This window comes from Pectobacterium peruviense, assembly GCF_002847345.1.
Lineage (GTDB): Bacteria > Pseudomonadota > Gammaproteobacteria > Enterobacterales > Enterobacteriaceae > Pectobacterium > Pectobacterium peruviense.
This window is the reverse complement of sequence record NZ_LXFV01000005.1, coordinates 154,023-177,369: the sequence shown is the minus strand read 5'-3', so window position 1 is coordinate 177,369 and position 23,347 is coordinate 154,023. Positions and strand designations below refer to the sequence as shown.

Annotated in this window: 24 protein-coding genes; 11 read left to right on the top strand and 13 right to left on the bottom strand. The window is 51.2% G+C overall.

Features of this window, described 5'->3' with window-relative positions:
* Positions 1-209: 209 nt before the first annotated feature.
* Positions 210-668, top strand: a complete 459-nt coding sequence (locus A0G03_RS04960) for a hypothetical protein (RefSeq protein ID WP_048258430.1) — start codon at positions 210-212, stop codon at positions 666-668.
* Positions 669-749: 81 nt separating this feature from the next.
* On the opposite strand, the gene A0G03_RS04955 is transcribed toward A0G03_RS04960, so the two are convergent.
* Entirely contained in the window at positions 750-2,102 is a 1,353-nt protein-coding gene (locus A0G03_RS04955) for a pyridoxal phosphate-dependent decarboxylase family protein (RefSeq protein ID WP_048258431.1), read from the bottom strand.
* A gap of 32 nt (positions 2,103-2,134) precedes the next feature.
* On the bottom strand, positions 2,135-3,403 hold the full coding sequence (locus A0G03_RS04950; RefSeq protein ID WP_048258557.1) for an MFS transporter: 1,269 nt from the start codon (positions 3,401-3,403) through the stop codon (positions 2,135-2,137).
* 154 nt (positions 3,404-3,557) lie between these two features.
* Between A0G03_RS04950 and A0G03_RS04945 the strand changes: the two genes are divergently transcribed.
* From A0G03_RS04945 to A0G03_RS04935, 3 genes are all read left to right on the top strand, one after another.
* Positions 3,558-4,004 (top strand): winged helix-turn-helix transcriptional regulator, encoded by a 447-nt coding sequence (locus A0G03_RS04945; RefSeq protein ID WP_048258432.1) that lies wholly within the window; start codon positions 3,558-3,560, stop codon positions 4,002-4,004.
* Positions 4,005-4,013: 9 nt separating this feature from the next.
* Positions 4,014-4,475: a YhbP family protein gene (locus A0G03_RS04940; protein WP_048258433.1), complete on the top strand. Its 462-nt coding sequence runs from the start codon at positions 4,014-4,016 to the stop codon at positions 4,473-4,475.
* A 62-nt stretch (positions 4,476-4,537) separates the two neighbouring features.
* Positions 4,538-5,191: a Rossmann-fold NAD(P)-binding domain-containing protein gene (locus A0G03_RS04935; RefSeq protein WP_048258434.1), complete on the top strand. Its 654-nt coding sequence runs from the start codon at positions 4,538-4,540 to the stop codon at positions 5,189-5,191.
* Positions 5,192-5,202: 11 nt separating this feature from the next.
* On the opposite strand, the gene nrdG is transcribed toward A0G03_RS04935, so the two are convergent.
* From nrdG to pyrB, 9 genes are all read right to left on the bottom strand, one after another.
* On the bottom strand, positions 5,203-5,667 hold the full coding sequence (gene nrdG / locus A0G03_RS04930; RefSeq protein ID WP_048258435.1) for an anaerobic ribonucleoside-triphosphate reductase-activating protein: 465 nt from the start codon (positions 5,665-5,667) through the stop codon (positions 5,203-5,205).
* A gap of 81 nt (positions 5,668-5,748) precedes the next feature.
* Positions 5,749-7,887: an anaerobic ribonucleoside-triphosphate reductase gene (gene nrdD / locus A0G03_RS04925; RefSeq protein ID WP_048258436.1), complete on the bottom strand. Its 2,139-nt coding sequence runs from the start codon at positions 7,885-7,887 to the stop codon at positions 5,749-5,751.
* A gap of 407 nt (positions 7,888-8,294) precedes the next feature.
* Positions 8,295-9,032, bottom strand: coding sequence for a proteasome-type protease (locus tag A0G03_RS04920; RefSeq protein WP_048258437.1), 738 nt, complete (start codon positions 9,030-9,032; stop codon positions 8,295-8,297).
* Positions 9,033-9,055: 23 nt separating this feature from the next.
* Positions 9,056-9,877 carry a transglutaminase family protein gene (locus A0G03_RS04915; protein ID WP_048258438.1) on the bottom strand — a complete coding sequence of 274 codons (822 nt, stop codon included), beginning with the start codon at positions 9,875-9,877 and terminating at the stop codon, positions 9,056-9,058.
* Positions 9,874-10,803: an alpha-E domain-containing protein gene (locus A0G03_RS04910; protein WP_048258439.1), complete on the bottom strand. Its 930-nt coding sequence runs from the start codon at positions 10,801-10,803 to the stop codon at positions 9,874-9,876. Before A0G03_RS04910 ends, A0G03_RS04915 begins: the two co-directional genes overlap by 4 nt.
* Positions 10,797-12,236 carry a circularly permuted type 2 ATP-grasp protein gene (locus A0G03_RS04905; RefSeq protein ID WP_048258440.1) on the bottom strand — a complete coding sequence of 480 codons (1,440 nt, stop codon included), beginning with the start codon at positions 12,234-12,236 and terminating at the stop codon, positions 10,797-10,799. The genes A0G03_RS04910 and A0G03_RS04905 overlap by 7 nt, the downstream gene beginning before the upstream one ends.
* Before the next feature lie 221 nt (positions 12,237-12,457).
* Positions 12,458-12,844, bottom strand: a complete 387-nt coding sequence (ridA, locus tag A0G03_RS04900; protein WP_039354809.1) for a 2-iminobutanoate/2-iminopropanoate deaminase — start codon at positions 12,842-12,844, stop codon at positions 12,458-12,460.
* Positions 12,845-12,942: 98 nt separating this feature from the next.
* Complete coding sequence (pyrI, locus tag A0G03_RS04895; RefSeq protein ID WP_039491703.1) at positions 12,943-13,407, bottom strand: aspartate carbamoyltransferase regulatory subunit; 465 nt, start codon at positions 13,405-13,407, stop codon at positions 12,943-12,945.
* Positions 13,408-13,422: 15 nt separating this feature from the next.
* Positions 13,423-14,358, bottom strand: coding sequence for an aspartate carbamoyltransferase (gene pyrB / locus A0G03_RS04890; protein WP_048258441.1), 936 nt, complete (start codon positions 14,356-14,358; stop codon positions 13,423-13,425).
* 444 nt (positions 14,359-14,802) lie between these two features.
* On the opposite strand from pyrB, the gene A0G03_RS04885 reads away from it, so the two are divergent.
* The 3 genes from A0G03_RS04885 (at position 14,803) to A0G03_RS04875 (ending at position 16,887) form a co-directional block, all read left to right on the top strand.
* Positions 14,803-15,267 (top strand): NanQ anomerase/TabA/YiaL family protein, encoded by a 465-nt coding sequence (locus tag A0G03_RS04885; protein WP_048258442.1) that lies wholly within the window; start codon positions 14,803-14,805, stop codon positions 15,265-15,267.
* Positions 15,268-15,533: 266 nt separating this feature from the next.
* Complete coding sequence (locus A0G03_RS04880) at positions 15,534-16,217, top strand: helix-turn-helix transcriptional regulator (RefSeq protein WP_048258443.1); 684 nt, start codon at positions 15,534-15,536, stop codon at positions 16,215-16,217.
* A 4-nt stretch (positions 16,218-16,221) separates the two neighbouring features.
* Positions 16,222-16,887: a PAS domain-containing protein gene (locus A0G03_RS04875; RefSeq protein WP_048258444.1), complete on the top strand. Its 666-nt coding sequence runs from the start codon at positions 16,222-16,224 to the stop codon at positions 16,885-16,887.
* A 53-nt stretch (positions 16,888-16,940) separates the two neighbouring features.
* Here A0G03_RS04875 and argF read toward each other — a convergent pair whose 3' ends face one another.
* Positions 16,941-17,948 (bottom strand): ornithine carbamoyltransferase, encoded by a 1,008-nt coding sequence (gene argF, locus A0G03_RS04870; protein ID WP_048258445.1) that lies wholly within the window; start codon positions 17,946-17,948, stop codon positions 16,941-16,943.
* 161 nt (positions 17,949-18,109) lie between these two features.
* Between argF and rraB the strand changes: the two genes are divergently transcribed.
* Entirely contained in the window at positions 18,110-18,535 is a 426-nt protein-coding gene (rraB, locus tag A0G03_RS04865; protein ID WP_048258446.1) for a ribonuclease E inhibitor RraB, read from the top strand.
* A 195-nt stretch (positions 18,536-18,730) separates the two neighbouring features.
* Here rraB and A0G03_RS04860 read toward each other — a convergent pair whose 3' ends face one another.
* Positions 18,731-19,234, bottom strand: coding sequence for a GNAT family N-acetyltransferase (locus tag A0G03_RS04860; protein ID WP_048258447.1), 504 nt, complete (start codon positions 19,232-19,234; stop codon positions 18,731-18,733).
* Positions 19,235-19,529: 295 nt separating this feature from the next.
* Between A0G03_RS04860 and A0G03_RS04855 the strand changes: the two genes are divergently transcribed.
* The 3 genes from A0G03_RS04855 (at position 19,530) to A0G03_RS04845 (ending at position 23,191) form a co-directional block, all read left to right on the top strand.
* The gene (locus A0G03_RS04855) at positions 19,530-20,711 is read left to right on the top strand and encodes a YjgN family protein (RefSeq protein ID WP_048258448.1); all 1,182 of its coding nucleotides are present in this window, start codon (positions 19,530-19,532) and stop codon (positions 20,709-20,711) included.
* Between the two features lie 9 nt (positions 20,712-20,720).
* Positions 20,721-21,758 (top strand): M48 family metallopeptidase, encoded by a 1,038-nt coding sequence (locus tag A0G03_RS04850; protein WP_048258449.1) that lies wholly within the window; start codon positions 20,721-20,723, stop codon positions 21,756-21,758.
* Positions 21,759-22,111: 353 nt separating this feature from the next.
* Positions 22,112-23,191 carry an alpha/beta fold hydrolase gene (locus A0G03_RS04845; protein ID WP_048258450.1) on the top strand — a complete coding sequence of 360 codons (1,080 nt, stop codon included), beginning with the start codon at positions 22,112-22,114 and terminating at the stop codon, positions 23,189-23,191.
* Positions 23,192-23,347: the final 156 nt, after the last annotated feature.

Below are 23,347 nucleotides of genomic sequence, written 5' to 3'. Positions count from 1 at the left end.
GAGCAGCATGATGCACTGCACTATATAGTATAGTGTTCCCCGCATCATCATAGTGCTCCCCGCGCCAGCGTAACCAAATCCCGCTTCTGGCTGGCGCGATGGTGGATTGCGTGTCAGTATTAAAGAACGCTATTTTTGTGCTCACCGTACTGGTGAGGCACTATGCCAATGAGTTTTTGTCTTCCATACGTTACCCGTAAGGAGGTGATATGAAAGTTGAAGCCGCAGAGTCGTCCGTCTTTGCCAGCCAGCAGGTGATGGCGAAGCGTTCTACAGAGCATGCCGAGAAAGTGGCGCTGTCCGAACAGCTTCAGTCTTATCAGGCGGGCAGTGGTGCCGTTCCTGCCGGTGAGACGACGCGGTATGATTTCACCCGCATTAGTCCTGCCGAACTGTACGAAACGGTCGGTAGTCTGGTTAGCAGCGGGCAATTGGGGCGGGAAGAAGGCTCCGCGCTGCTGGGTTTTATCTCCTCGCCGCCAGCTGAAGGTGGGAGTATTCCACCTTCTAATGTATTCCAGCCGATTAATGTTTTCGACACTATTCAGCAAGGTGTCGCGGGCGCGTCATCCCGTAGTGAAGTGCAAAATACCGAAAGTCTGCAACGTGCGGCAGAGGCGTTGAATCGCTTTCAGGGACAAGTCTCCAGCATTAGCGTTTACGTCTAGCACATCGGTACGCAATGGCCTGATGACGTCATCCTTCCCCCCTGTCCCCGCGTTTGCGGGGATAGTCGTTTTATACCTCGATCAGCGTGGGGTTTGAGCTTTGATCTCCGTCAGCAGCGCGATCAGCGCCTGCACGTTGTCGTCCTGTGTACGCCAGGATGAGACGCTGATTCGTAATGCCGGACGCCCTTGCCAGACAGTGCCGCCAAACCATGCCTTGCCCGAAGCCTGTAACGCTTCCCGTATTGCCGTCGTTTGGCTGTCGGTTTCCCCACGCAGCAGAACCTGATTGAGCACCACCCGATTTACTATCTCAAAACCCGCATGGCGCAGGCCGTCGGCGATCCACGTTGCCTGCCGGCAGTGTCGTTCGATCATCTCAGCCACGCCGTCACGCCCCAATGTACGCAATGCCGCCCATACGGGAATCCCACGCGGGCGACGGGAAAATTCGAGCGTTAGATTCTTCTGGGCATCGCGTGCCGCGCTTGAGTAAACCGCATCCGCGTTCATCGCCTCGGCTAACGCGTCCGCATTTCGGCAAATCGCCATCGCGCAGTCGTAGGGGGTGTTTAGCCATTTATGCGCGTCCGTTGTCCAACTGTCGGCCAGTTCGATACCCGCAGTGAGTGCCGCGTGAGATGAGGCTCTGGCCCAGAGCCCGAACGCCCCATCAACGTGAACCCAAGCTCCTGCCGCTTTAGCGAGCGGAATGATTTGTGCAAAGTCATCAAATTCGCCCGTGTTTACCTCACCAGCCTGCAAACAAAGAATGGTGCGCTCGTCGAGCGGAGGAAGCTGTGTTACATCGATCTGCCCAAACGCATTAACAGGTGCGACGATGACATGGCGTAGCCCAAAGCCAAGCACGCGCAGCGCTTTTTTCACGGTAATGTGCGTCAGTGCTGAAATCACAACCTTAATCTCAGGTGCGCCGAGTAGCCCATCGTTGTCAAAATCCCAGCCCTGTTTTGCCAACAGATCACGGCGTGCGGCGACCAGACAAGAAAGGGTGCAGGCGGTGGCGCTGGTGCCGAAACCAACGGCACTTTCTGTCGGTAAATTCAGGATATCAAGCACCCAACGGCTGGCGAGGCGTTCCAGCGTGGCGGATACCGGCGAATTATCAAAGGTGGACGCACACTGATCCCAGGCGATCATCAATCGCTCGGAGGCAGCGGCAACTGGCAATGTCGCACCGATAACAAAGCCGAAATAGTTCGGGCCATTAGAAGCGGTGGTGGCGGGTGAACCGACCTCATCCAGTAGCGTTAGGGTGTCTTCAGGCGAGAAACCTTGTTGCGGCAGCACTTCATCAAAACGCGCTAGCCCTGCGAGGGCATCGGCATCGGGAAAAACCCGACGCTGTGTATTCCCCGCCAGATAACGTCTACCGCGCTCATCGGCATCAGCCAGTAATGTCAGTTCGTTCATGGTTTTTCCTTTATCAAGAATCGTTTCCGTTATCATGACGGTGTGAATGCGGTCGATGACGGCGCTGAAACGTGCAACGTCATTTTCCAGAAGAGTAATGCCAACAGGCTGACGGCGGCGCCAAGAAGGCATACGCCTGACCAGCCAGCAGCGTCATATGCCACTGTCGTTGCCATCGCGCCAAGGCCGCTACCGATGCTATAAAACAGCATATAGCAGCCAACCAAACGGCTGTGTGCATCGGGATGCGTCTTGAAAATCATGCTTTGGTTGGTAACGTGAATGGCCTGTCCGCCCAGATCGAGAACGATGATGCCGACCACCAAAGCGAAGAGAGAATAGGGTGCTAGCCACAGCGGCAGCCACGATGCCAGCAGCAATAATAGGGCGATGCCGCTGACCCACTGTTCGCGGCCCTTATCGGCCAGCGAGCCTGCTTTCACTGCCGCCAGTGCGCCGAGAATACCCACCAGACCAAACGCGCCGATAACCGTATGAGAAAAGAAATAAGGTTCGCGGCTTAGCGGTAAAACGAGCGCGCTCCAAAAAATGCTCAGGGCAGCAAACATCAGTAAAGCGATGACGCCGCGTATTTGCAACACGCGTTCTTTACGCAGCAGGGTCAGCATCGAAAGTAGTAGCGCGGAATAATGCGGGCGCTGTTGGGCTAGCGGCTGATGTGGCAGTGCGCGCCATAAAAGCGTGGCAAGCAGGAGCATCAGCAGTGCGGAAAAGAAGTACACGCTGCGCCAGCCTGCCATATCAGCGATGAAACCGGACAGTACGCGAGCGAGCAAAAGCCCAATCACCACGCCGCCCTGCGCGGCTCCCACAACGCGCCCACGCTCCTGCGGTGCGGCAGCGGTCGCGGCATAAGCAATCAGACCCTGAGTCATGGCCGTACCGAACATGCCCACGGCTAGCATGCTGATCAATAAATACAGGGATGTGGTGGCTAACCCAACGGCAATCAGCGCCACAATTAGCCCACTCAACTGTACCAACATCAAATTGCGTCGATTGAGGATGTCACCTAACGGCACCAGCAGAATTAACGCCAGCGCACAGCCAAGCTGTGTTGCCGTCATCACGCCGCCAACGGCGGCGATACTGATATGAAAATCTATCGATAGCGCATCCAGCAGCGGCTGTGCGTAATAAACATTAGCGACGCTGAGGGCGCTGGCACAGGCAAACAGCAGCACTAACGCGCGCGGTAATGCCGTCTGCGCAGGTAGCGCATTGCTGTAAAGATCATATTCAGTGACGGATGACGTGGTATGAATAGGACTATTTTTCATAATATTGGCTTTCATTACTCAGTTTGGTTTCAAAATAAAACCAGTTGAAGCATGAACGATCTGGTTTTACTCTGCAACCAGAAAATGTGCGGTCAGTTTTTCAGCTTGTGGGTAAGGCAGGTAGGATGAACAGGAAAAAGGGGAGGAAATAGTCATGGTGAAGCGCAAAAGTCTGAAAGAGGATGTGTGTCCCGTCGCGCGCGCGCTGGATGTGGTTGGCGATCGTTGGACATTGCTAATTATCCGGGATGCTTTCGACAATCGCCGCCGTTTCAGCGATTTTCAGCGCAGTTTGGGCGTTGCCAAAAATATTCTTACCGACCGTCTGCGTACCTTGGTTGACGAGGGCATCTTTTCCGTTCAGCCCGTTTCCGAAAGCTCGGCCTATCAGGAATATGTTCTGACACCAAAAGGTGAGCAGCTATTTCCGCTCGTTGTGGCGCTACGCCAGTGGAGCGAGCAGCAGTTGTTCGCTGAAGGGGAACCCCGCTCTCTGCTATTGGATAAACACACCGGGCAGCCTCTGCAAACCATGCTGCCGCATTCTGCGCAAGGCCAACGTGTGGTCGGGCAGGATACGTTCGTTCAGAAAGTGGATTGAGGTGCCGTGATGCAGAAAGAATTGAGAGAAACAGGCCGCGATCTTGAGGCAATCTCCCGCTATTTGAAGAAGTTGCACGTACTGACGTTATGCGTAGGTGAAAATTCGGAATTATGGTGTGCGAGTTGCTTCTATACTTATGACGATGAACAAATAGCCTTCTATCTAATGACGGAGTTGCAGACACGTCACGGTGAAATCATGGCAAGGCTGCCGCAGGTGGCCGGTACGGTCAGCGGCCAGCCGAAGAGTGTGATGCTGATTAAAGGCGTACAGTTTCGGGGACAGGCGGTGCAGTTAGACGGTGATGCGGCACAAGAGGCCAGAGCGCGGTACAACACTCGCTTCCCTATTGCCCGTGCATCGCAAGCGCCGATTTGGCGGCTCGAACTGACAGAAATCAAAATGACGGACAATGCGCTGGGCTTTGGTAAGAAACGCTACTGGCAGCGTGATGAACAAACAGGCTAGAAAGAACAATGCCAGCATGAAAAGATGGGATAACAAAAGACGTAGAGCAAGGGGGAAAGCCAATGAGCCGGGTACTGTTATTAGGTGCAACAGGGTTAGTGGGGCACGAATTGTTAGAACTGCTGAAAGCCAATAATCGGGTAGAGACGATCTATGCACCGACCCGTAAGCCGTTGGCGCATTCGGAGAAAGTGGTCAATCCGCACGATCCCGATCTGTCAGCTGCGCTGGCGCAATTGACCGATCCTGTCGATATTGCATTTTGTTGCCTGGGTTCGACGCTCAAGACGGCAGGCAGTAAGCAGGCTTTCCGCTACGTGGATTACACGCTGGTCGTGGAAGGGTCAAAAGTCGCGCTAGCGCTGGGCGCGACGCACCTTTTGGTCGTCAGTTCACTGAGCGCGAGTGCAACGTCTCCTTTCTTCTACTCGCGAGTGAAGGGGGAAACGGAAAAATCGCTGCGTCAGCAAGGCTGGCAGCACCTGACATTGGCACAGCCGTCGATGCTGTTGGGGGAAAGGGAAGACAGTCGCACACTGGAGAGTCTTGCCGCGCCGCTGTTCCGATTATTCCCGGCGAAGTGGCGGGCAATTGAGGGGAAAACCGTGGCGCAGGCGTTGTTGAATCAAGCGTTCTCGCCGGAGCCAAAAGCGCGGGTTACGGTACTGGAGTCCGATCAATTACGTTCGCTGGGGAAGTGGCAACCGCTTCAGTAGACGCTTATCAATCAACGCAGGCGGTGGACCACTTGATTGCTGCTGCCGCGCCAAATCAGTGCGGGATCTTTCAGATCTTGCACAAATTTTCCATCGACTAACACGTTGATGAGATCGACCACCCGCTGTTGTTCCGGCGTAATGTCCGCCAGCACGTAGCCTGTCCAAACCCAGATATCTTTACCGGGGCATTCTGCACGTATACGTTCTACTAGCCGCAGGATGTCAGGCACATTTTGCGGATGTAGCGGATCGCCGCCAGACAGCGAAATTCCCTGCCGGGGGATGAGCGTATCCTGAAGATCGGCGATGATCTGATCTTCCTGCTCCTGTGTAAACGGCTGACCGGAGTTCAGCCGCCAGGTGCTTTTGTTGTAGCACCCAACGCACTCATGCACGCAGCCAGCGACAAACAGCGTGCAGCGGGTGCCGGGGCCGTTGACTACATCGACGGGATAATATTGGTGGTAATTCATACGGTAGAGCCCATGTTATGACGCGGGCGTGTGTTAACGATGCCGCGAAAGGTGGGCCGCATTGTTGCGGCCCAGAAGGGATCAGCCCAGTTGACCGTTGCCCAGATGCTTAATCCGGCGTTTAACTTCTTCCTGCTTACCGGCGTTGAACGGGCGTGCGTCCGGGCTGCCGAGGTAGCCGCACACGCGACGCGTGACGGAAACGCGTGCCGAATCATGATTACCACATTTCGGACAGGTGAAGCCTTTGCTGGTGCACTCGAATTCACCGGTGAAGCCACACTCATAGCATTCGTCGATCGGCGTGTTGGTGCCGTAGTAAGGCACGCGGGTGTAGCTATAATCCCACACGTCTTCCAGCGCTTTGAGGTTGTGTTGCAGGTTCGGATATTCGCCGTAGCAAATAAACCCACCGTTAGCTAGCGGCGGATAGGGCAGCTCAAAGTCGATTTTCTGGTAAGGGTTCACCTTCTTCTCTACATCAAGGTGGAAGCTGTTGGTGTAGTAGCCTTTGTCCGTCACACCCTGCACAACGCCAAACTCGGCGGTATCCAGACGGCAGAAGCGGTCACACAGGTTTTCGCTCGGCGTGCTGTAAAGGCTGAAGCCGTAACCCGTTTCGTCTTTCCACTGCTCGGTGGCGGCTTTCAGACGGGCGATGATAGCCACGGCCTTGGAACGTAGCGCCTCGTCGTCAAACACGTGCGTTTGGCTACCGAAGAGTGCGTTGATGGTTTCATGCAGGCCGATATAGCCCAGTGAAATCGAGGCGCGTCCGTTCTTGAAGATGTCCGCGATGCTGTCGTCTGCTTTTAAACGCACGCCACAGGCACCTTCCATATACAGGATCGGCGCGACGCGGGCTTTCACATTTTCCAGCCGCGCAATGCGCGTCATCAGCGCTTTCTTCGACAACGTCAGGCGTTGATCGAGCAGCGTCCAGAAGCGGTCTTCATTGCCCTCGGCTTCCAGCGCAATACGCGGCAGGTTCAGGCTGATAACGCCCAGATTATTGCGACCATCGTGAATCTGCTGGCCGTCTTCTTCATACACGCCGAGGAAACTGCGGCAGCCCATTGGTGTTTTGAACGAACCAGTGACCTTGACGACCTGATCATAATTCAGGATATCGGGGTACATACGCTTGCTGGCGCACTCCAGTGCGAGCTGCTTGATATCGTAATTTGCATCGCCCGCTTTATGGTTCAGACCATCGCGGATGGCGAAGACCAGTTTAGGAAATACTGCCGTTTTATGGTTTTTACCCAGCCCGGCAATACGATTGCGCAGGATGGATTCTTGAATCAAACGCGATTCCCAGCAGGTGCCAAGCCCGAAGCCAAAGGTGACGAACGGCGTCTGGCCGTTAGCGGTGTGCAGCGTGTTGACTTCGTATTCCAGTGACTGAAAGGCGTCGTAGCACTCTTTTTCTGTGCGAGTCAGGGCATAGTTTTCTGCATCTGGAATCTGCCACTCTTCTGCTACGGCTTTATGTTTCGCGTGGCTGGCGGTGACGAACGGAGCCAGAATTTCATCAATACGGTTAATCGTGGTGCCGCCATAAATGTGGCTGGCGACCTGCGCGATAATCTGCGCGGTGACGGCGGTAGCAGTTGAGATCGACTTTGGCGGCTCAATCTCCGCATTGCCCATTTTGAAGCCGTTGGTCAGCATGCCGTCCAGATCGATCAGCATGCAGTTGAACATCGGGAAAAACGGCGAGTAGTCGAGGTCGTGATAGTGAATCTCACCGCGTTCGTGTGCCAGTACCACATCACGAGGCAGAATGTATTGTTTGGCGTAATGCTTGGCGACAATACCAGCCAGCAGATCGCGCTGGGTTGGGATCACTTTACTGTCTTTGTTGGCGTTCTCGTTCAGCAGCGCCATGTTGCTCTGCTCGACCAGACCGCGAATTTCCTGATTCAGGCGACCTTGACGCTCACGCGCAATATCTCGGTCATGGCGGTATTCGATGTAGGTACGTGCCAGCTTCTTATAATTGCCGGACATCAGCAGGTTTTCGACCGCGTCTTGAATATCGCGGATATCCACGCGCGATTTATCCTGCATTTGTTGAGCGACCGCACAGGCCACAGTTGCACAGTAGTCTGCATCATTGACATCGGCTGCATGTGCCGCGCGTTCGACCGCCTCTTTGATGCGAACTTCATCAAAAGGCACCTGGCAACCGTCCCGTTTAATCACTACTGGTTTCACGTTTTCTTCCTCTGGAAAGGTTATCCACAGGCAAAAGCCCTACCCGACAAGGGTTGCAGAGGGCTGTGGATGACACTGTGGATAAACACTATATGTAGGTCGTGTTTATAGGATAGGCACTATATATTGAAATTGCGTAGGGGCGCTTGCGCTTTTATCGCTGCAAAATTGATGTAGAGCAAAGAAATTCCTCCCTAGTAGATAAATCGAACTTGAACAAAATTTAATCATATTGAGTGAGGGGTTCGCGAAGGCTTGCGGTGCGTGGTCTGGCAGCTTATCGGGCGTTTTTTTATGGGTAGAAGAGTAAAAGTACAGAAATATCTGAAATGCCAGATGGTGTTTTTCGGCATTCGTAGTAAGCGTGACGGTGACTACTGAATGCCGATGACCGATGAGGGGGCGAGCTACGGTTGACTATCAGGGAAGGGGGGAAGCTGTCGGAAGGTATTTACTAGCCCTTCTGACCAGGCTTTGCGGATCGTGTTGAAATAGGCGTTGTTTTCGGTAACGCGCTGTTGCTCACCGCTGTCAAAACTGCCGGTGCGGTAAATCATCACGTCCAGCGGCAGGCCAACCGACAGGTTGCTGCGCAGGGTGGAGTCGATAGAAATCAGCGCACAGCACATGGCTTGTTCCAGCGGCGTATCCATCGTCAACACGCGATCGATGATCGGTTTGCCGTACTTACTCTCGCCGATCTGGAAATAGGGGGTGTCCGGCGTGGCTTCAATGAAGTTGCCTTCAGGATAAATATGGAACAGCCGATGTGTTTCACCACCAATCTGGCCGCCTAGCAGCAGGTTGCAGCCGAAATTGGTATTACTGCCGCTCTGCTGCGCGCTGCTATCGCGGTGAATCACTTCGCGTACGGTTTCCCCGAGTAGCATCGCAGCGTCATACATGGAGTTAGCCTGCATAAGGTTTGGCGTATGCTGCGCGTCAATACGGGCGTTGAGCAGGCTGATGATGCTTTGCGTTGTCGCCAGATTTCCTGCACATTGGATCACTAATACGCGCTCATCATCATGTTGAAAAACATGAAGTTTTTTGAACGTTGCAATGTGATCGACGCCCGCGTTAGTGCGGGAGTCGGAAGCAAAAACCAGGCCGTCAGACAGACACATGGCGACACAGTACGTCATAAAGTACCTTTTCGTTAAAAATTTTACTGTTGCTGCTGTACCTGCTGTTGCCGTTCAAACAAGCGGACTTCAGCTTCTGAAAACATCTCTTCGCATCCGCCTCCCAGCCGTGTACCGCGTACCGGGCAGGCATCCATATAATCCATTCCCACGGCCAGCCACAAATGCTGATGGAGTTGTCGGGTACTGTTGGTTATATCGAACCCCTGCCAATACCCGTTTAGCCACACTTCTGCCCAGGCATGCATGGCGACATGTTGGGTATCCTGACTGTACACGTAGCCGCTGACATAGCGTGCTGGAATATTCAGGCTTCGGCAGCAGGCTAGAAACACGTGCGTGTGATCCTGACAAACGCCTTTCTGCATGGCAAACGCCACCGCTGCGGTATCCTGTACCTGCGTTGCTCCGGGAGTATACGGCATTTTCAGCTGTAACTCCGCCATCAGCGTATTCAGGCTCTCTTCCGCTGCATCTGGACGATAATAGCGTTGTGCAAACGCTCGAATATCGCCATCGGCTTCGGTTAGCGGCGTGGTGCGTAAAAAAACCAGCGGCGACAGGCCATCCTGCGTTTCGAGCTTTTCTCTTTCGCCGTCGTCACCGATCTCAACCACACCTTGCGCATGAATCGTGATGTCGTGATGTGGGTGATCGAGTGTCAGCACATGCAACACATTACCATATGCATCGGTGGTTTGAACCGCTGAGGCGGGCAGCGTCAGTTTCCATTCCTGTATTCTCTGATGTGCGGAGTTTTGCGGCGTCAGGCGCAGGTACTGGGTGCTGAACTTCACTTCTTCATCATAGCGATAGTGAGTGAGGTGGTTGATAGTGAGTTTCATAGCGCCTCCAGATAGGTATGACGAATACTGTCTGCCAGTTCATTGATTTTAATGATGAAATTATTGAGGTAGGTGGGTAAATCCTGCGCCAGAATGTCGTCCAGCGTGCTGAAGCGCAGCTCGACGTGTAGCAGGTGGGCGAGCCGATGTGGCACTTTGGCACGTTGGCTACCGATAGCTTCCAACTGAAGTACCAGATCGCCGACGCAGGCGTGCAGCGAACGCGGTACATCCTCGCGTAAGACCAGCAGCTCGGTGACGGTTTCCGGGCTGATTGGCTGGCGATAGATGCTGTGGTAAGCCTCGCGTGCACTCACGGCACGCAGCAGGGTATCCAGACGATAGTATTCACGTACTGGGTCGGGGTCGCTATTGAGCTGTTGGTGTTTAACATTCAGTAACTGTGCAGTCGCACAGGCGCGTTCAATCAGTGTGCCAACACGAATGAAGCACTGGGCGTCATTGCGCAGCAGCGTGCCGAACATCGCACCGCGAAACAGATGGGAACGCTCTTTCACCCAGTCAAAAAACGCATCAATCCCAATATGATCAACACCCTGATGCCGCAGGTTCCGAATGTCGATGCGTGTGGCGTTAATACACTCCCACACCTCGGAGGAAAGGCTGCCGCGCACGGCGTGCGCATTGTTCCATGCCATTTCGATACAGTTGTAGATGCTGCTTGGGTTCTCGCTGTCCAGCGCGAAGAAATTCAGCAGGTTATTCATGGAAAATTGGGTGTAGCGCTGCTGAAATAGCTCATGTGTGGCGGTCAGGTTCAGGGGAAGAGCCAGATCGCGTTGCTGCTGGCTGTGGCGCGGCATCATCGAGAGTTTGTAGGTGACATCCAGTACACGGGCGAGGCTTTCTGCCCGTTCCAGATAGCGAGCCATCCAATACAGTTCACTGGCAGTACGGCTTAGCATGATTCGTCCTCCTCCATGACCCAGGTGTCTTTGGTGCCGCCGCCCTGTGAGGAGTTGACGACCAGAGAACCTTCCGTGAGTGCGACACGCGTCAGGCCGCCGGGAATCAGTCGGATTTCCTCACCGGACAAGGCAAAAGGGCGCAAATCGATATGTCGGGGAGCCAGACCATCGTCGATAAACGTTGGGCAGGTGGAGAGCGCTAATGTTTCCTGGCCGATATAGTTGTGCGGGTGCACGAGTAAACGCTGGCGGAATGTCTCGATCTCCTGACGTGTCGCCCGTGGGCCAACTAGCATTCCGTAACCGCCTGCACCGTGAACTTCCTTGACTACCATGCTATCCAGATGATCGAGCACATAGCGCAGATCCTTGGGATTGCGACATTGCCAGGTGGGAATATTGTGGAGGATCGGCTCTTCAGACAGGTAGAAACGAATCATTTCCGGCACATACGGATAGATGGATTTATCGTCGGCCACACCGGTGCCAACAGCATTCGCCAATACGACGCCACCAGCCCGATACACGGACAACAAACCGGGCACGCCGAGCATCGAATCCGCACGAAACGCCAACGGATCGAGGAAGGCATCGTCCACGCGGCGATAAATCACATCCACCTGACACGGACCTTCCGTGGTGCGCATATAGACCGCCCCTTCTTTCACGAACAAGTCCGCGCTTTCTACCAGTTCGACGCCCATTTGCTGCGCCAGAAAACTGTGTTCAAAGTAAGCGCTGTTGAAACGGCCCGGCGTCATCACGACCACGGTAGGGTCGTCAACGAGTGTGCTTTCACGCAGGGTCTGTAGCAGATAGCTGGGATAGCGTTCAACAGGGGCGATGTGCTGGCTGGCAAAGAGATCTGGGTAGAGCCGCATCATCATTTTGCGGTTTTCCAGCATGTAAGAGACGCCGGATGGGGTACGCAGGTTGTCTTCCAGCACGTAATAATGCCCGTCGCTGTTGCGCACCATATCGATCCCAGTGATGTGGGCGTAAATGTTGTTGTGCAGGTTCACACCTTGCATACAGGGTTGATACTGCTCATTCGCCAGCACCTGTTCACTGGGGACAATGCCAGCCTTGAGTATGTGCTGCTGATGGTAAATATCGTAGAGAAAGGCGTTCAGTGCCTGTACCCGCTGACGGATGCCGCGATCAAGCAACTGCCATTCGTGGGCAGGAATAATGCGCGGTACGCTGTCGAAAGGAATTAAGCGCTCGGTGCCCCCTTCCTCGCCGTAAACGTTAAACGTAATACCCACGCGGTGAAACAGCAGTTCCGCCTGCTCCTTCTTTTGTTTAATGGCCTGCTGATCGGTTTGTTGAAGCCATTGCCAATAGGAATTGTAGTGTTGACGTTGTTTGCCTTGCGACGAGAGCATCTCGTCGTAATAAGGCGCAGATGGAAGTTTCATTTTTATCATTGTCATCCCCAAGCATCACGCTTAATAGCGATAATAGGACAATGCATAAAATGCGCCATTTTGGAAAAAGCGTGATGCAGTCAGGATGGTGCTCGGTTTTTTCCTCTAATTGGTGCGTAGCAAGGCGAGTTTGCACTGAGGAGGGAGAATAAAGGCGCGGGAAATCAGCAAGACGCAGCCACAATGGTGCGTCTTGCGAAGGGGACGATCAATAATGGTGCTTAGCGGCGAACGGCAATCGCTTCGATTTCGATCTTCACATCTTTCGGCAGACGGGCGACTTCAACGCAAGAGCGAGCCGGGAACGGTGCACTATGTTCGTTGAAGAAGGCTTCATATGCGGTGTTCACGAGTGCGAAATCGTGCAGGTCTTTCACGAACACGGTCATTTTCACGATATCGGAAACTTTTAGGCCAGCAGCTTCCACGATCGCCTGAACGTTTTCCAGTGACTGGCGTGTCTGAGCGGTGATGTTATCTGCCACCAGGCCGCTTTTCGGGTTCACGGGGATCTGACCAGACGTGAAGATCATGCTGCCAAGGTCGACGCCCTGAACATAAGGGCCGATGGCGGCTGGGGCGTGCTCAGTGCTGATAATGCGTGACATGGTATCTCCTTGATGGGGGCGTAAAAGAAACGCGGACGCAGCCATTATTCAAAAAAGCCCCGTAACAGGCAATATCCATGACGGGGCAAAGCAGAAAACTAGCGATCTTGCAGTACAGCCTGACGCTCAAATTCTTTCTCACAGTACTTACATTTCAGGTGAACGTCACCGTCACGCTGCTTAACGCTGAATGACGATGAAACCGGTTCGCTGCGGCTGATGCAGTTGCTGTTCGGGCAGGTGAGCACGCCGGTAATGTGGTCAGGCAGCGTCGGCACCAGCTTGCGCACCACGTCATACTCATCAATCTGATTGACGGTCGCCTGCGGTGCGTAAATCGCCAGCTGATTTGCCTGCTGTTCAGTGAGAAACACGTTTTCGATCTTGATCAGATCTTTGCGCCCAAGGTGGTTGGACGGCAAATTCAGGCCTATAGTGATGCGCTGGTCTGTTGCGGTCAGTTTAAACAGCGTCAGCAGCTTAAAACCCACCTGTGCGGGAATGTGGTCGATCACCGTGCCACGTTTGATCGCTTCAACCTGTAATTTATTATCGTGTGTCATGATGGTTTCTTCCTCTTACAGAACCAGTTCGCGATTCAGGACCAGCGCCAGCAGCGCCTGACGGGCGTAAATACCGTTGCCAGCCTGTTGGAAATAATAGGCGTAGGGCGTGGCATCCACATCAATGGTGATCTCATCGACGCGCGGCAGTGGGTGCAGCACTTTCAAATTCGGGCGGGCGCTGTCGAGGTCGGCAGCACGCAGGACAAACTGGGATTTGATGTTGATATATTCGGACGGATCCAGACGCTCTTTCTGAACGCGCGTCATGTACAGAATATCCAGCTCACCCACGACTTCGTCGATGCTGTTGTGCAGGCTGTAAGCAATATTCTTCTCTTTCAGCATACTCAGAATGTAGTCCGGCATCGCCAGCGCGTCTGGAGCGATGAAGTAGAAGCGGTTGCCCTCGAACTTCGCCAGCGCTTGCGTAAGTGAATGCACGGTACGGCCATATTTCAAATCACCGACCATCGCGATGTTGATGTTGTTCAGTCGGCCTTGCGTTTCCTTAATGGTGAACAGATCGAGCAGCGTTTGCGTCGGGTGCTGGTTCGCACCGTCACCGGCGTTCAGTATCGGAATGCCGCCGGAAAACTCGGTAGCAAGGCGGGACGCACCTTCCTGCGGGTGACGCATCACGATGGCATCAACATATTGGCTGATGACGGAGATCGTGTCGGCCAGTGTTTCGCCCTTTTTCCCCAGCGAGGTGTTGTTGCTGTCGGCGAAGCCGACGACGGATGCGCCCAGGCGGTGCATCGCGGTTTCAAAGGATAAGCGCGTCCGGGTAGAAGCCTCGAAGAAGCAACTGGCAATCACTTTATGTTTTAACAGCTCAGGCTGGGGCTTGGCTTTCAGGCTGGCGGCGACATTCAGCGCCAGTTCTAAATCTTCCCGACTGAGGTCGTTAATCGAAATAATATGTTTTTGATAGAGCGGATTGACCATGTTGTCTTTCTCCTAACGAGTAAACAGGAAATGTCGTATCTGGCGGCCCGAACAGTGGGCAAAAAAAAGCCCCTCATTGAGGGGCTTTCTTAATTGATCGATTGAGCGACGGAAAGGAAAACGCTGGCTGCCGGATGGCAGTTGTGGTTGAGAACCAACATAAGTAGCGGATTTTTTGGTGTAACGGTGCATGACCCCTCCCGGCAAACTGTCGGAAATTATACGCGCCGACTAGGCTATTTCAAGCATAAAACGTGGTTTTTTACGCATCGCAATCGGTTGCTTAGCGAATGCGCTATGCATGGCGGCCGTAGAGGGAATAAGGCCAACTGATAAGAGTGATGAGTGGTTCACTGTTTCGGATTAACACGCTGGCGGGTGTCACATTTGGAGAGTATAAGGATTGTAAAACAGAGTTTCATTTTTTATATCAACGAGGTTTTTATGATTACTGGCAATGTCCACCACCTTGATCTGGTTCCTTATCTGCCTGCCAAACTGCGTGAAGCGATTGAATATGTGAAGCAAAACATCACGGCAGACACGCCGTTGGGCAAGCATGACATCGAGGGTAACAGCGTGTTTGTGCTGATCTCCAACGACAGCACAGACCTGCTGGAGAAACGTCGTGCTGAATACCACGCCAAGTATCTGGACATTCAGATTGTGTTGTCCGGTGTGGAAGGGATGACGTTCAGCAACTTGCCTGCGGGCAAGCCAGATACCGATTGGTTGGCGGATAAAGACATTGCCTTCCTGCCAGCGGGTGAACAGGAAAAGCTGTTTGTGATGCAGGAAGGGGATTTTGTCGTCTTCTTCCCAGGAGAAGTGCACAAACCGCTGTGTGCCGTGGGCGAACCTGCACATGTGCGCAAAGCTGTGGTGAAAATAGACGCATCGCTGGTGTAGGATTTCAGTGAACACTGGCAGCAAGGCCTAGAAAAAAAACAGCCAGTCAGTTGCTTAACTGACTGGCATTATTCAGAAAATGATTTTCTTGCTAGAAAATTTCATGACCTTTCGATTATAGGCATGTTATTACTTTACATTATGTAGGATGTTATCCCTGGTATTGGCCTGTCACAGACCTTTTATTCTCTTTTAGTTTTTATAAACAGGTACATATCAGGTACGGTATATTTTATGTAGGGTAATTTTAATGTAGGGATACACTGATGAAACCAATTACATTACCTGACAGATTAATCGCAATGTTCGAAAGCGATCCTCTCGTCGGCTGGGCAGTAAAAGACACAAGCTCCCGTTTTATTTATGTCAATAACACCTTTAAAACCTGGCAAACCATATCAACTCGTTATGATTATGAAGGCTTGAATATTAGGGATATCCCTGTTCCTGTAGCCGAATTTTCAGACATTTTTAACCAGCAGGAACGAGAGATAGAGCGTACAGGTAAGGCGGTGAGAGCCATTACAACGCATATTCAAGGCACGGAAAAAATAATGCAGCCTGCCTACAATATTCAGGAGCCACTCTATGATGAACATCACAACTGTGTAGGCACAGTTATCAGCGTCAGACACGTCAGGATCATCACGCCGACCTCGTTGCTGAATGGAACAATAATGCAACACTCCACCTTCGAGTCCCCTTCTAAATTATTTACCGAGAAGGAATGGGAGGTTATTTATCTGTTGGTCTGTGGGATGATGCTTAAAGATATAAGCAGCATCCTTTCAATCACTGTCGATGCCGTTAACAGCAGACTCCGAAGCTGCTACAGAAAAACAGGCTTGAATTCACTATCAGGCCTAAAAGAATACTGTAGAGATAACAGTTTTGATAACTACATCCCACTGTTCTTTCTGAAAAAAGGACATATCATTATCCGAGGCTAACCTGATGGATCCAGATTTGACTCCTGTTGAGTATTACTTTGATAACTCTTTGTTTGGCTGGGCAATAAAGGACTGCAACTCCCAGTATGTTTATGGCAATAAGATGGTATGTCAGTATTTCGGCGTAACAGAAAATAACCTTTTAGGTTGTCTCGACACTGACTTAACGCCCGATGTCAGCGAGCACTACGACCATATACTGTATGACGATCAAAAAATATTGACCACAAATGAAATGAGTATCGTCCTCAAAACATTTGATTACGGAAGACAAAATAGACTCAGGTCTTTTCTGGTGGAGAAGCGTCCTTGGCGGCTCAATGATGGCAATGACGGTATTGTTTGCACTTACATAGAAATCACCAATGTTTACTTTTCAACCTTTCTTATGCCACGCGAAAGGAAGCCCTTTGTGTTCACTCGACCGGCAAATATTTTTACAGACAAAGAGTGGGAAGTCGTTCTTTTGCTACAGTGCGGGGTGAAGCAGAACGGTATTCCGGACATACTTGGTATAAGTCCTTCAACGCTTCGTAATAGGATAACGCGTTGCTGTGATAAAACAGGTGTGACAAATAGCGCCACCCTGATCCAGCACTGCAACCAAAAAGGATGGGATAACTACATTCCCCCTTTTTTTCTGATAAAAGGGCATGTGTCGATTACCTGAGGGCCTGCCCACCTCTGATCTGTTTTTAAAACACATCAAAGGCAGGCTAAACCTTAATCCTGTACCAGCGTGGCGACCATCACCGCTTTGATGGTGTGCATGCGGTTTTCCGCCTGATCGAACACGATGCTGTGCGCGGATTCAAAGACTTCGTCCGTGACTTCCATTCCACCGTGCAGGCCATACTGCTCTGCCATTTGCTGACCCATTGTGGTCTGGTCATCATGGAACGCAGGCAGGCAGTGCAGAAACTTCACCTGTGGATTGCCCGTTGCGGCGATCATCGCCGTGTTCACCTGATACGGCCTCAGTAGTGCGATACGTTCTTTCCAGGTTTCTTTCGGTTCGCCCATGGAAACCCAAACGTCGGTATAAATGAAATCTGCGCCTGCAACGCCTGCGGCGATATCTTCCGTCAGGGTTATGCTACCACCTGTTTGCTCCGCCGCTGCCTGACACTCAGCCACCAGACCGGCGTCCGGCCAGCAGGCTTTTGGCGCAACAAGACGTAAATCCAGCCCGGTCAGCGCCGCTGCTTCCAGCATGGTGTTACCCATGTTGTTACGTGCATCGCCAGCGTAGACGAGCGTCATGTCTGACAGCGCTTTACCCGGTAAATGTTCCTGCATCGTCAGCAAATCTGCCAGCAACTGCGTGGGATGGAATTCGTTTGTCAGCCCGTTCCACACTGGAACGCCAGCATATTGCGCCAGCGTTTCGACAATCTGCTGGCCGTAGCCGCGATATTGAATGCCGTCGTACATTCTTCCCAGTACGCGTGCGGTATCTTTGATGGATTCTTTATGACCGATTTGGCTACCGCTCGGGCCGAGATAGGTCACCTGCGCGCCCTGATCGTATGCAGCAACTTCGAAAGAGCAGCGAGTACGAGTCGAATCTTTTTCGAAGATGAGTGCGATGTTTTTACCTTGCAGGCGGCGGGTTTCGGTCCCGTTTTTTTTATCGGCTTTCAGTTTCGTTGACAGGGCTAAAAGATTGGCAATTTCTGCGGGTGTAAAATCCATTAACCTTAAAAAGTGACGCTTGTAGAACGGTTGCATGATGTACCTCTCCATGTGATCCAATAGCATTGATTGAATTAAAATTCACTTTATATGTGTAATTATTCAAATTCAAGTGGTGATATCAAACTTTGTGGTGGAGCAAGCTGCAGGGCTGTGGGACAATAAGTAATATTACGTCGATTAATGAGGACTGAGGCATGGCAAACCGCGAATTACTGGAAGAGCAACGGGAAGAGACACGCCTGATCATTGAAGAACTGCTGGATGATGGCAGCGATCCTGACGCGCTCTATACCATTGAACACCATTTCTCTGCTGAGAAGTTTGAAGTGTTGGAAAAAGTCGCTGTAGAAGCCTTCAAGCTGGGCTATGAAGTGACGGATGCGGAAGAACTTGAAGTGGAAGATGGCGTGTTGCTGATGTGCTGCGATGCTATCAGTGAAGTTGCGCTGAAGGCGGAACTGATCGACGCACAGGTAGAACAGCTGTTAGAGCTGGCAGAACGCCACGGTGTGCATTACGACGGTTGGGGCACTTACTTCGAAGATCCAGATGGTGAAGGCGAAGAAGAAGGCGATGATGAAGATTTTTATGACGAAGATGATGACGGCAAACGCCATTAATCCCCGTCATACTTCAAGCTGCATGTACGTTGGCTTTCCTCGTTCACCCCAGTCACTTACTTGAGTAAGCTCCTGGGGATTCACTGCGTCGCCGCCTGCCTGCAACTCGAATTATTTAGGGGATAGCTTGTAAATTCCCGAAAGAACACGCTCACCGAATGCCGCAGGAATACCCTGCGGCGTTTTTATTTGCCATTACAGCAGCTTCAGCATCGTCACTTCACAATCGGTATGGCCCGTGTTGCCCATTGAATGGGGAATCGGATCGAAGCCCAGAGATTCATACAACCGAATTGCACTGGTCAGGTGGCCGGTTGTTTCCAGATAGCAACGGCGAAAGCCGTGCTGACGAGCAAAATCAAGCGCCTGTATCGCCAACTGACGTGCCAGTCCTTTGCCGCGCACGACGGGTAGAAAATACATTTTCTGTAATTCACATACATCTTCTTCTCCCGCGACCAGCGGGGCAATGCCGCCACCGCCAACCACGCGTCCCTCATATTCAACAATCCAATAGGCGCTTTTTGGCTGGTTATACAGGGCAAACAGCTTATCCAGATTAGGATCGGAAACGGTATAGCCTTTGTCGGCCGTCAAACCAAATTCGGCAGAAACTTGACGGATGACCTGAGCGATAGCGGCATCGTCCTGCGCGGTGATTGGGCGTACCTGAAGATTGGCGGAGGTCGCGGTTGTCATAATACGTACTCTTGTTCTTACGGTTGACGAGGGTAATAATCTTGGCCGATTGTAATACCATTTCAGACCACATTGATGCAACGTCTATACCCGCCATACTTCACGTTACCTCTGTGTTGGCTACTCTGCTGGTTTCTCTATTCCCTGTAATTAATAAGTATATGAACTTGTTTGATTTCTGTTAACTTTTATTGTTGTCATTAACAGGACATGCTTAAATAAGCCGCTTTTTGTATGCCAATAACGTGTTGAATGATGCGTTTATGAGGCTTATTTCTTTTAGGATGAAAGGTTTATGACAATCAAGACTTCAGAAAATAGCACGCAGCATCGCGTGCAGTTTCATGGTAAAGCTGGGGAATATTTTGCAATTTGGCTGGTAAATGCGTTATTAACGGTCATCACTCTGGGTATTTATTCTGCCTGGGCTACAGTGCGCCGCCGCCGTTATTTTTACGGTAATACGGAAATTAACGGTGACCGCTTTGATTACCATGCCCAGCCTATTCAGATCCTTAAAGGGCGCTTGCTGGTTATCGGCGGCCTTATTCTGTTTTATATCGTAATGATGATGTCACCAACGCTGGGGACGATTCTCGCGTTGGCATTTGCTGCACTGATTCCGATCCTCGTGATCCGCAACTGGCGTTATGACGCCATTATGTCTAGCTACCGCGGCATCCGTTTTAATTATCATTGCCAGACGGGCCGTGCATATTGGGTCTTATTGCTTTGTCCTATCCTGCTGTTGCTGGCTTTTTATATCGCTCTGGTTGTTGTTGTCATGATCGGTATGCAGAGCAATAGCCCTATTCTGATTGGGTTCATTGCGCTGGCCATTGCTATTCCAGGGTTTGCCGCAGTAAATGGCATCATGAAAATGATGCAGCTCGATTTCTATGTGAATAACCTGTTCTTCGGCAAAACAGCGTTTAAAGCAGAATTGACGAAAGCGGTATTTATTAAGTTCTCCCTGATTAGCCTGCTGATTTTTGTTCCTTTCCTGATCGCGGCGCTGTCATTCATGAGCTCGTTCTTTTTCACGTTTTTCCAAACGATCATGATGGGCGGTGGAAATGAAGAACTTGTACTAATGATGCTGCTGAGTAATGTCTTTAATTTTGTCATGATGATCATTGTGACGTTGCTGGGCGTGCTGGTTTCCAGTAGCTATCTGGTCGTCGCACAGCGTAATTATCTGTTTAACCAGACCTCGCTGAACGGTGGTGTGAAATTGCACTCTTCCATGCAAACGATGTCTTACATGGGGCTGCTGATAACCAATAGCCTGATCACTATTTTCTCTTTGGGTTGGGCTGCACCGGTGGCAGAGATTCGTCATGCACGTTATCTCGCGAATGCCACTGCGGTTGAAGGCGATCTGGAACTGCTGCACGTTCAAGCACACCAAGACACAGCAAACAGCGCACTGGCCGAAGAAGCGGTACAAGCCCTTGATTTGGGTGTCGGTCTATAAGGCTGTAATATGAATATTGAGGGGCATTATCAATACCCCGGATTGGCGGCCCGCGTGGCCGCTTCTCTTCATTTAACGGACAATGGTTCGACGATGGTGCTGAACACCGGGTCATCGAACACAACATTTGCGTTGGAGCAGGTCACGGTTTCCGATGCGCTGGGTTCCATTCCTCTGACGCTAACCTTTCCTGACGGCGGCCGTTTTGTGCCTGCCGACGATCCCACCTTTCGCGCGTGGTATTCTGCGCGGCGTCGACCAGGGCTTGTTCATCGCCTGGAACGGCATAAGCGTGGCGTCATTCTCACGCTATTTGCCACGATTTTGATCGTCATAAACTACGTTTACGTGGTGCTGCCTTGGGCGAGTTCCGCACTGGCGCTACGCATTCCTACCGTTATCGAACAGCAACTGGGACAAAATACGCTGAAGCTGCTGCGGCACAGTGATTTTAAGCCTTCCAAGCTGCCTATTGAACGCCAACAAGAGATGCAAACGCTGTTTCAACAGGTAATGCCTGCTGACATGCGGGAAGATAAAACGCCGCTGCGTCTTGAGATCATGTCTGCGCCTATCGGACCCAATGCCTTTATGCTGGCAGATGGCACCTTGATTATCAGCGACGATCTGGTGAAGCTGGCGAAAAGTGATAACGAGTTGGCCGCGGTGATGCTGCATGAAATGGGGCACCACGCCTATCGCCACCCAATGCGCATGGTGGTGCGCTCATCGCTGGTGTCGCTGACGTTCATGTGGATGACGGGCGATGTCAGTGGAATCGGCGATACCGTATTGCAGTCTGCCGCCTTCATTAACGAAATGCAGTTTTCCCGAGATATGGAGCGGGAAGCCGATGCATGGGCAATAGCAGAAATGCAGCAGCAGGGACGTTCACTTCAGTCAATGCAGGCAATGTATCAGGCCTTGATCGCTAAAGACCGCAGTCAGGATGAAATTGATTCGCTGGATTTACCTGACTGGCTGAGTACGCACCCGGATATGGATGAGCGTCTGGAAACGATTGAAAGAGAAATGAATAAGCACTAATCCTAAAATCTTGATTCCCAACCCTTAATTAACCTCCTGTCTGATGTCGATCGTGTGCGGTGTCACCGCACACGATACCCTTTCTGTTAGAAATCTGAGCGAAAAAAAATGCGCCTTGCTGTTTTTATGCGCGTCTATTTCGAATTGGGGATAGGAGCAATGTGGTAGGGCGCTTAGGCAGGAATACGTTAAATATCATCCTATTAAAAACTTCTTGTAGAATCTCTCGTGATAAATAAAAAAATCAGAGAATAATCTCTTTTTATTATTAGTCCGCTTATGTTTATTGGGATTTTTCCTAATAGACATTAAAATCGCGGCTTCACGACTTCATGATTACCGAAGAGCTATTTATGGTTAACCGAATTCTATCAGGGGTGGTGGGTGCATTTCTGTTAATGCTGTCACCATTAACGCATGCACAGACCAATTTTCCGGAGCCTAAAGAAGGCGACTGGATCGCGTCAGAATTTACCTTCAACAACGGCGAAAAATTAAAAGATCTGCGAATTCACTATTACACCATCGGTGATAAAACCAAGCCCGCGGTGTTATTGCTGCATGGAACGAACCAGCCGATTAAAGCACTGTTAGCAAATGGCTTTGGCGGAGAACTTTTCGGGCCAGGTCAGGCGCTGGATAGCAGCAAATACTTTATTATCATGCCGGAGAGCATTGGTTCTGGAAAATCCTCCAAACCTTCAGACGGCTTACGGATGAAATTCCCACAGTACGATTATAACGATATGGTGCAGGCACAACATCGTTTGATCAAAGAAGGATTGGGGATTAATCACCTGAACCTAGTGATGGGATATTCCATGGGTGGCATGCAAACCTGGCTCTGGGGTGAAAAATACCCAGATATGATGGATGCACTGGTGCCAATGGCGTCGCTGCCAAATGAACTTTCCGGCCGTAACTGGATGATGCGCCGTATCTTGATTGAATCTATCAAGAACGATCCTGTGTGGAATAACGGTGATTATACTCAGCAGCCGCCAACGCTAAAAACAGCCAACATTATGTTTAGCATTGCTACCACTGGCGGCACACTGGCGTATCAGAGCAAAGCGCCGACGCGTGCTCAGGCGGACAAGTTGGTAGAAGATCGTCTCGCTGCGCCTTCAACCAGCGATGCCAATGACTTTATTTATCTCTGGGGATCGTCTGCAAATTATAACGCGGCACCGGATCTGAATAAAATTAAGGCCCCTGTTCTGGTGATTAACTCTGCGGATGATGAGCGTAATCCGGTTGAAACCGGCATTCTGGATAATGAACTTAAGAAAATTAAGCAGGCAACGCTGTTCCTTATTCCCGCCAGCAAAGATACCAGCGGGCATGGCACGATGATGTCGGCGAAATTTTATAAAGATGAGCTGCAACGTTTCTTAGACAAAAATCAGTCTCAGAAAAAGAATAAAAAATAAATTCTAATGACCGACGGAAAGCCAATTTTCTGTCGGTCATTATCTTCTTTGTACGTTTCTTTATTTTATTACGATTTTATAACGGATTTATTTCAGGCTGTATAAATGAACACGTCTGGAAATTGAAATATAACGACTATTGCGTAAATAACTGAA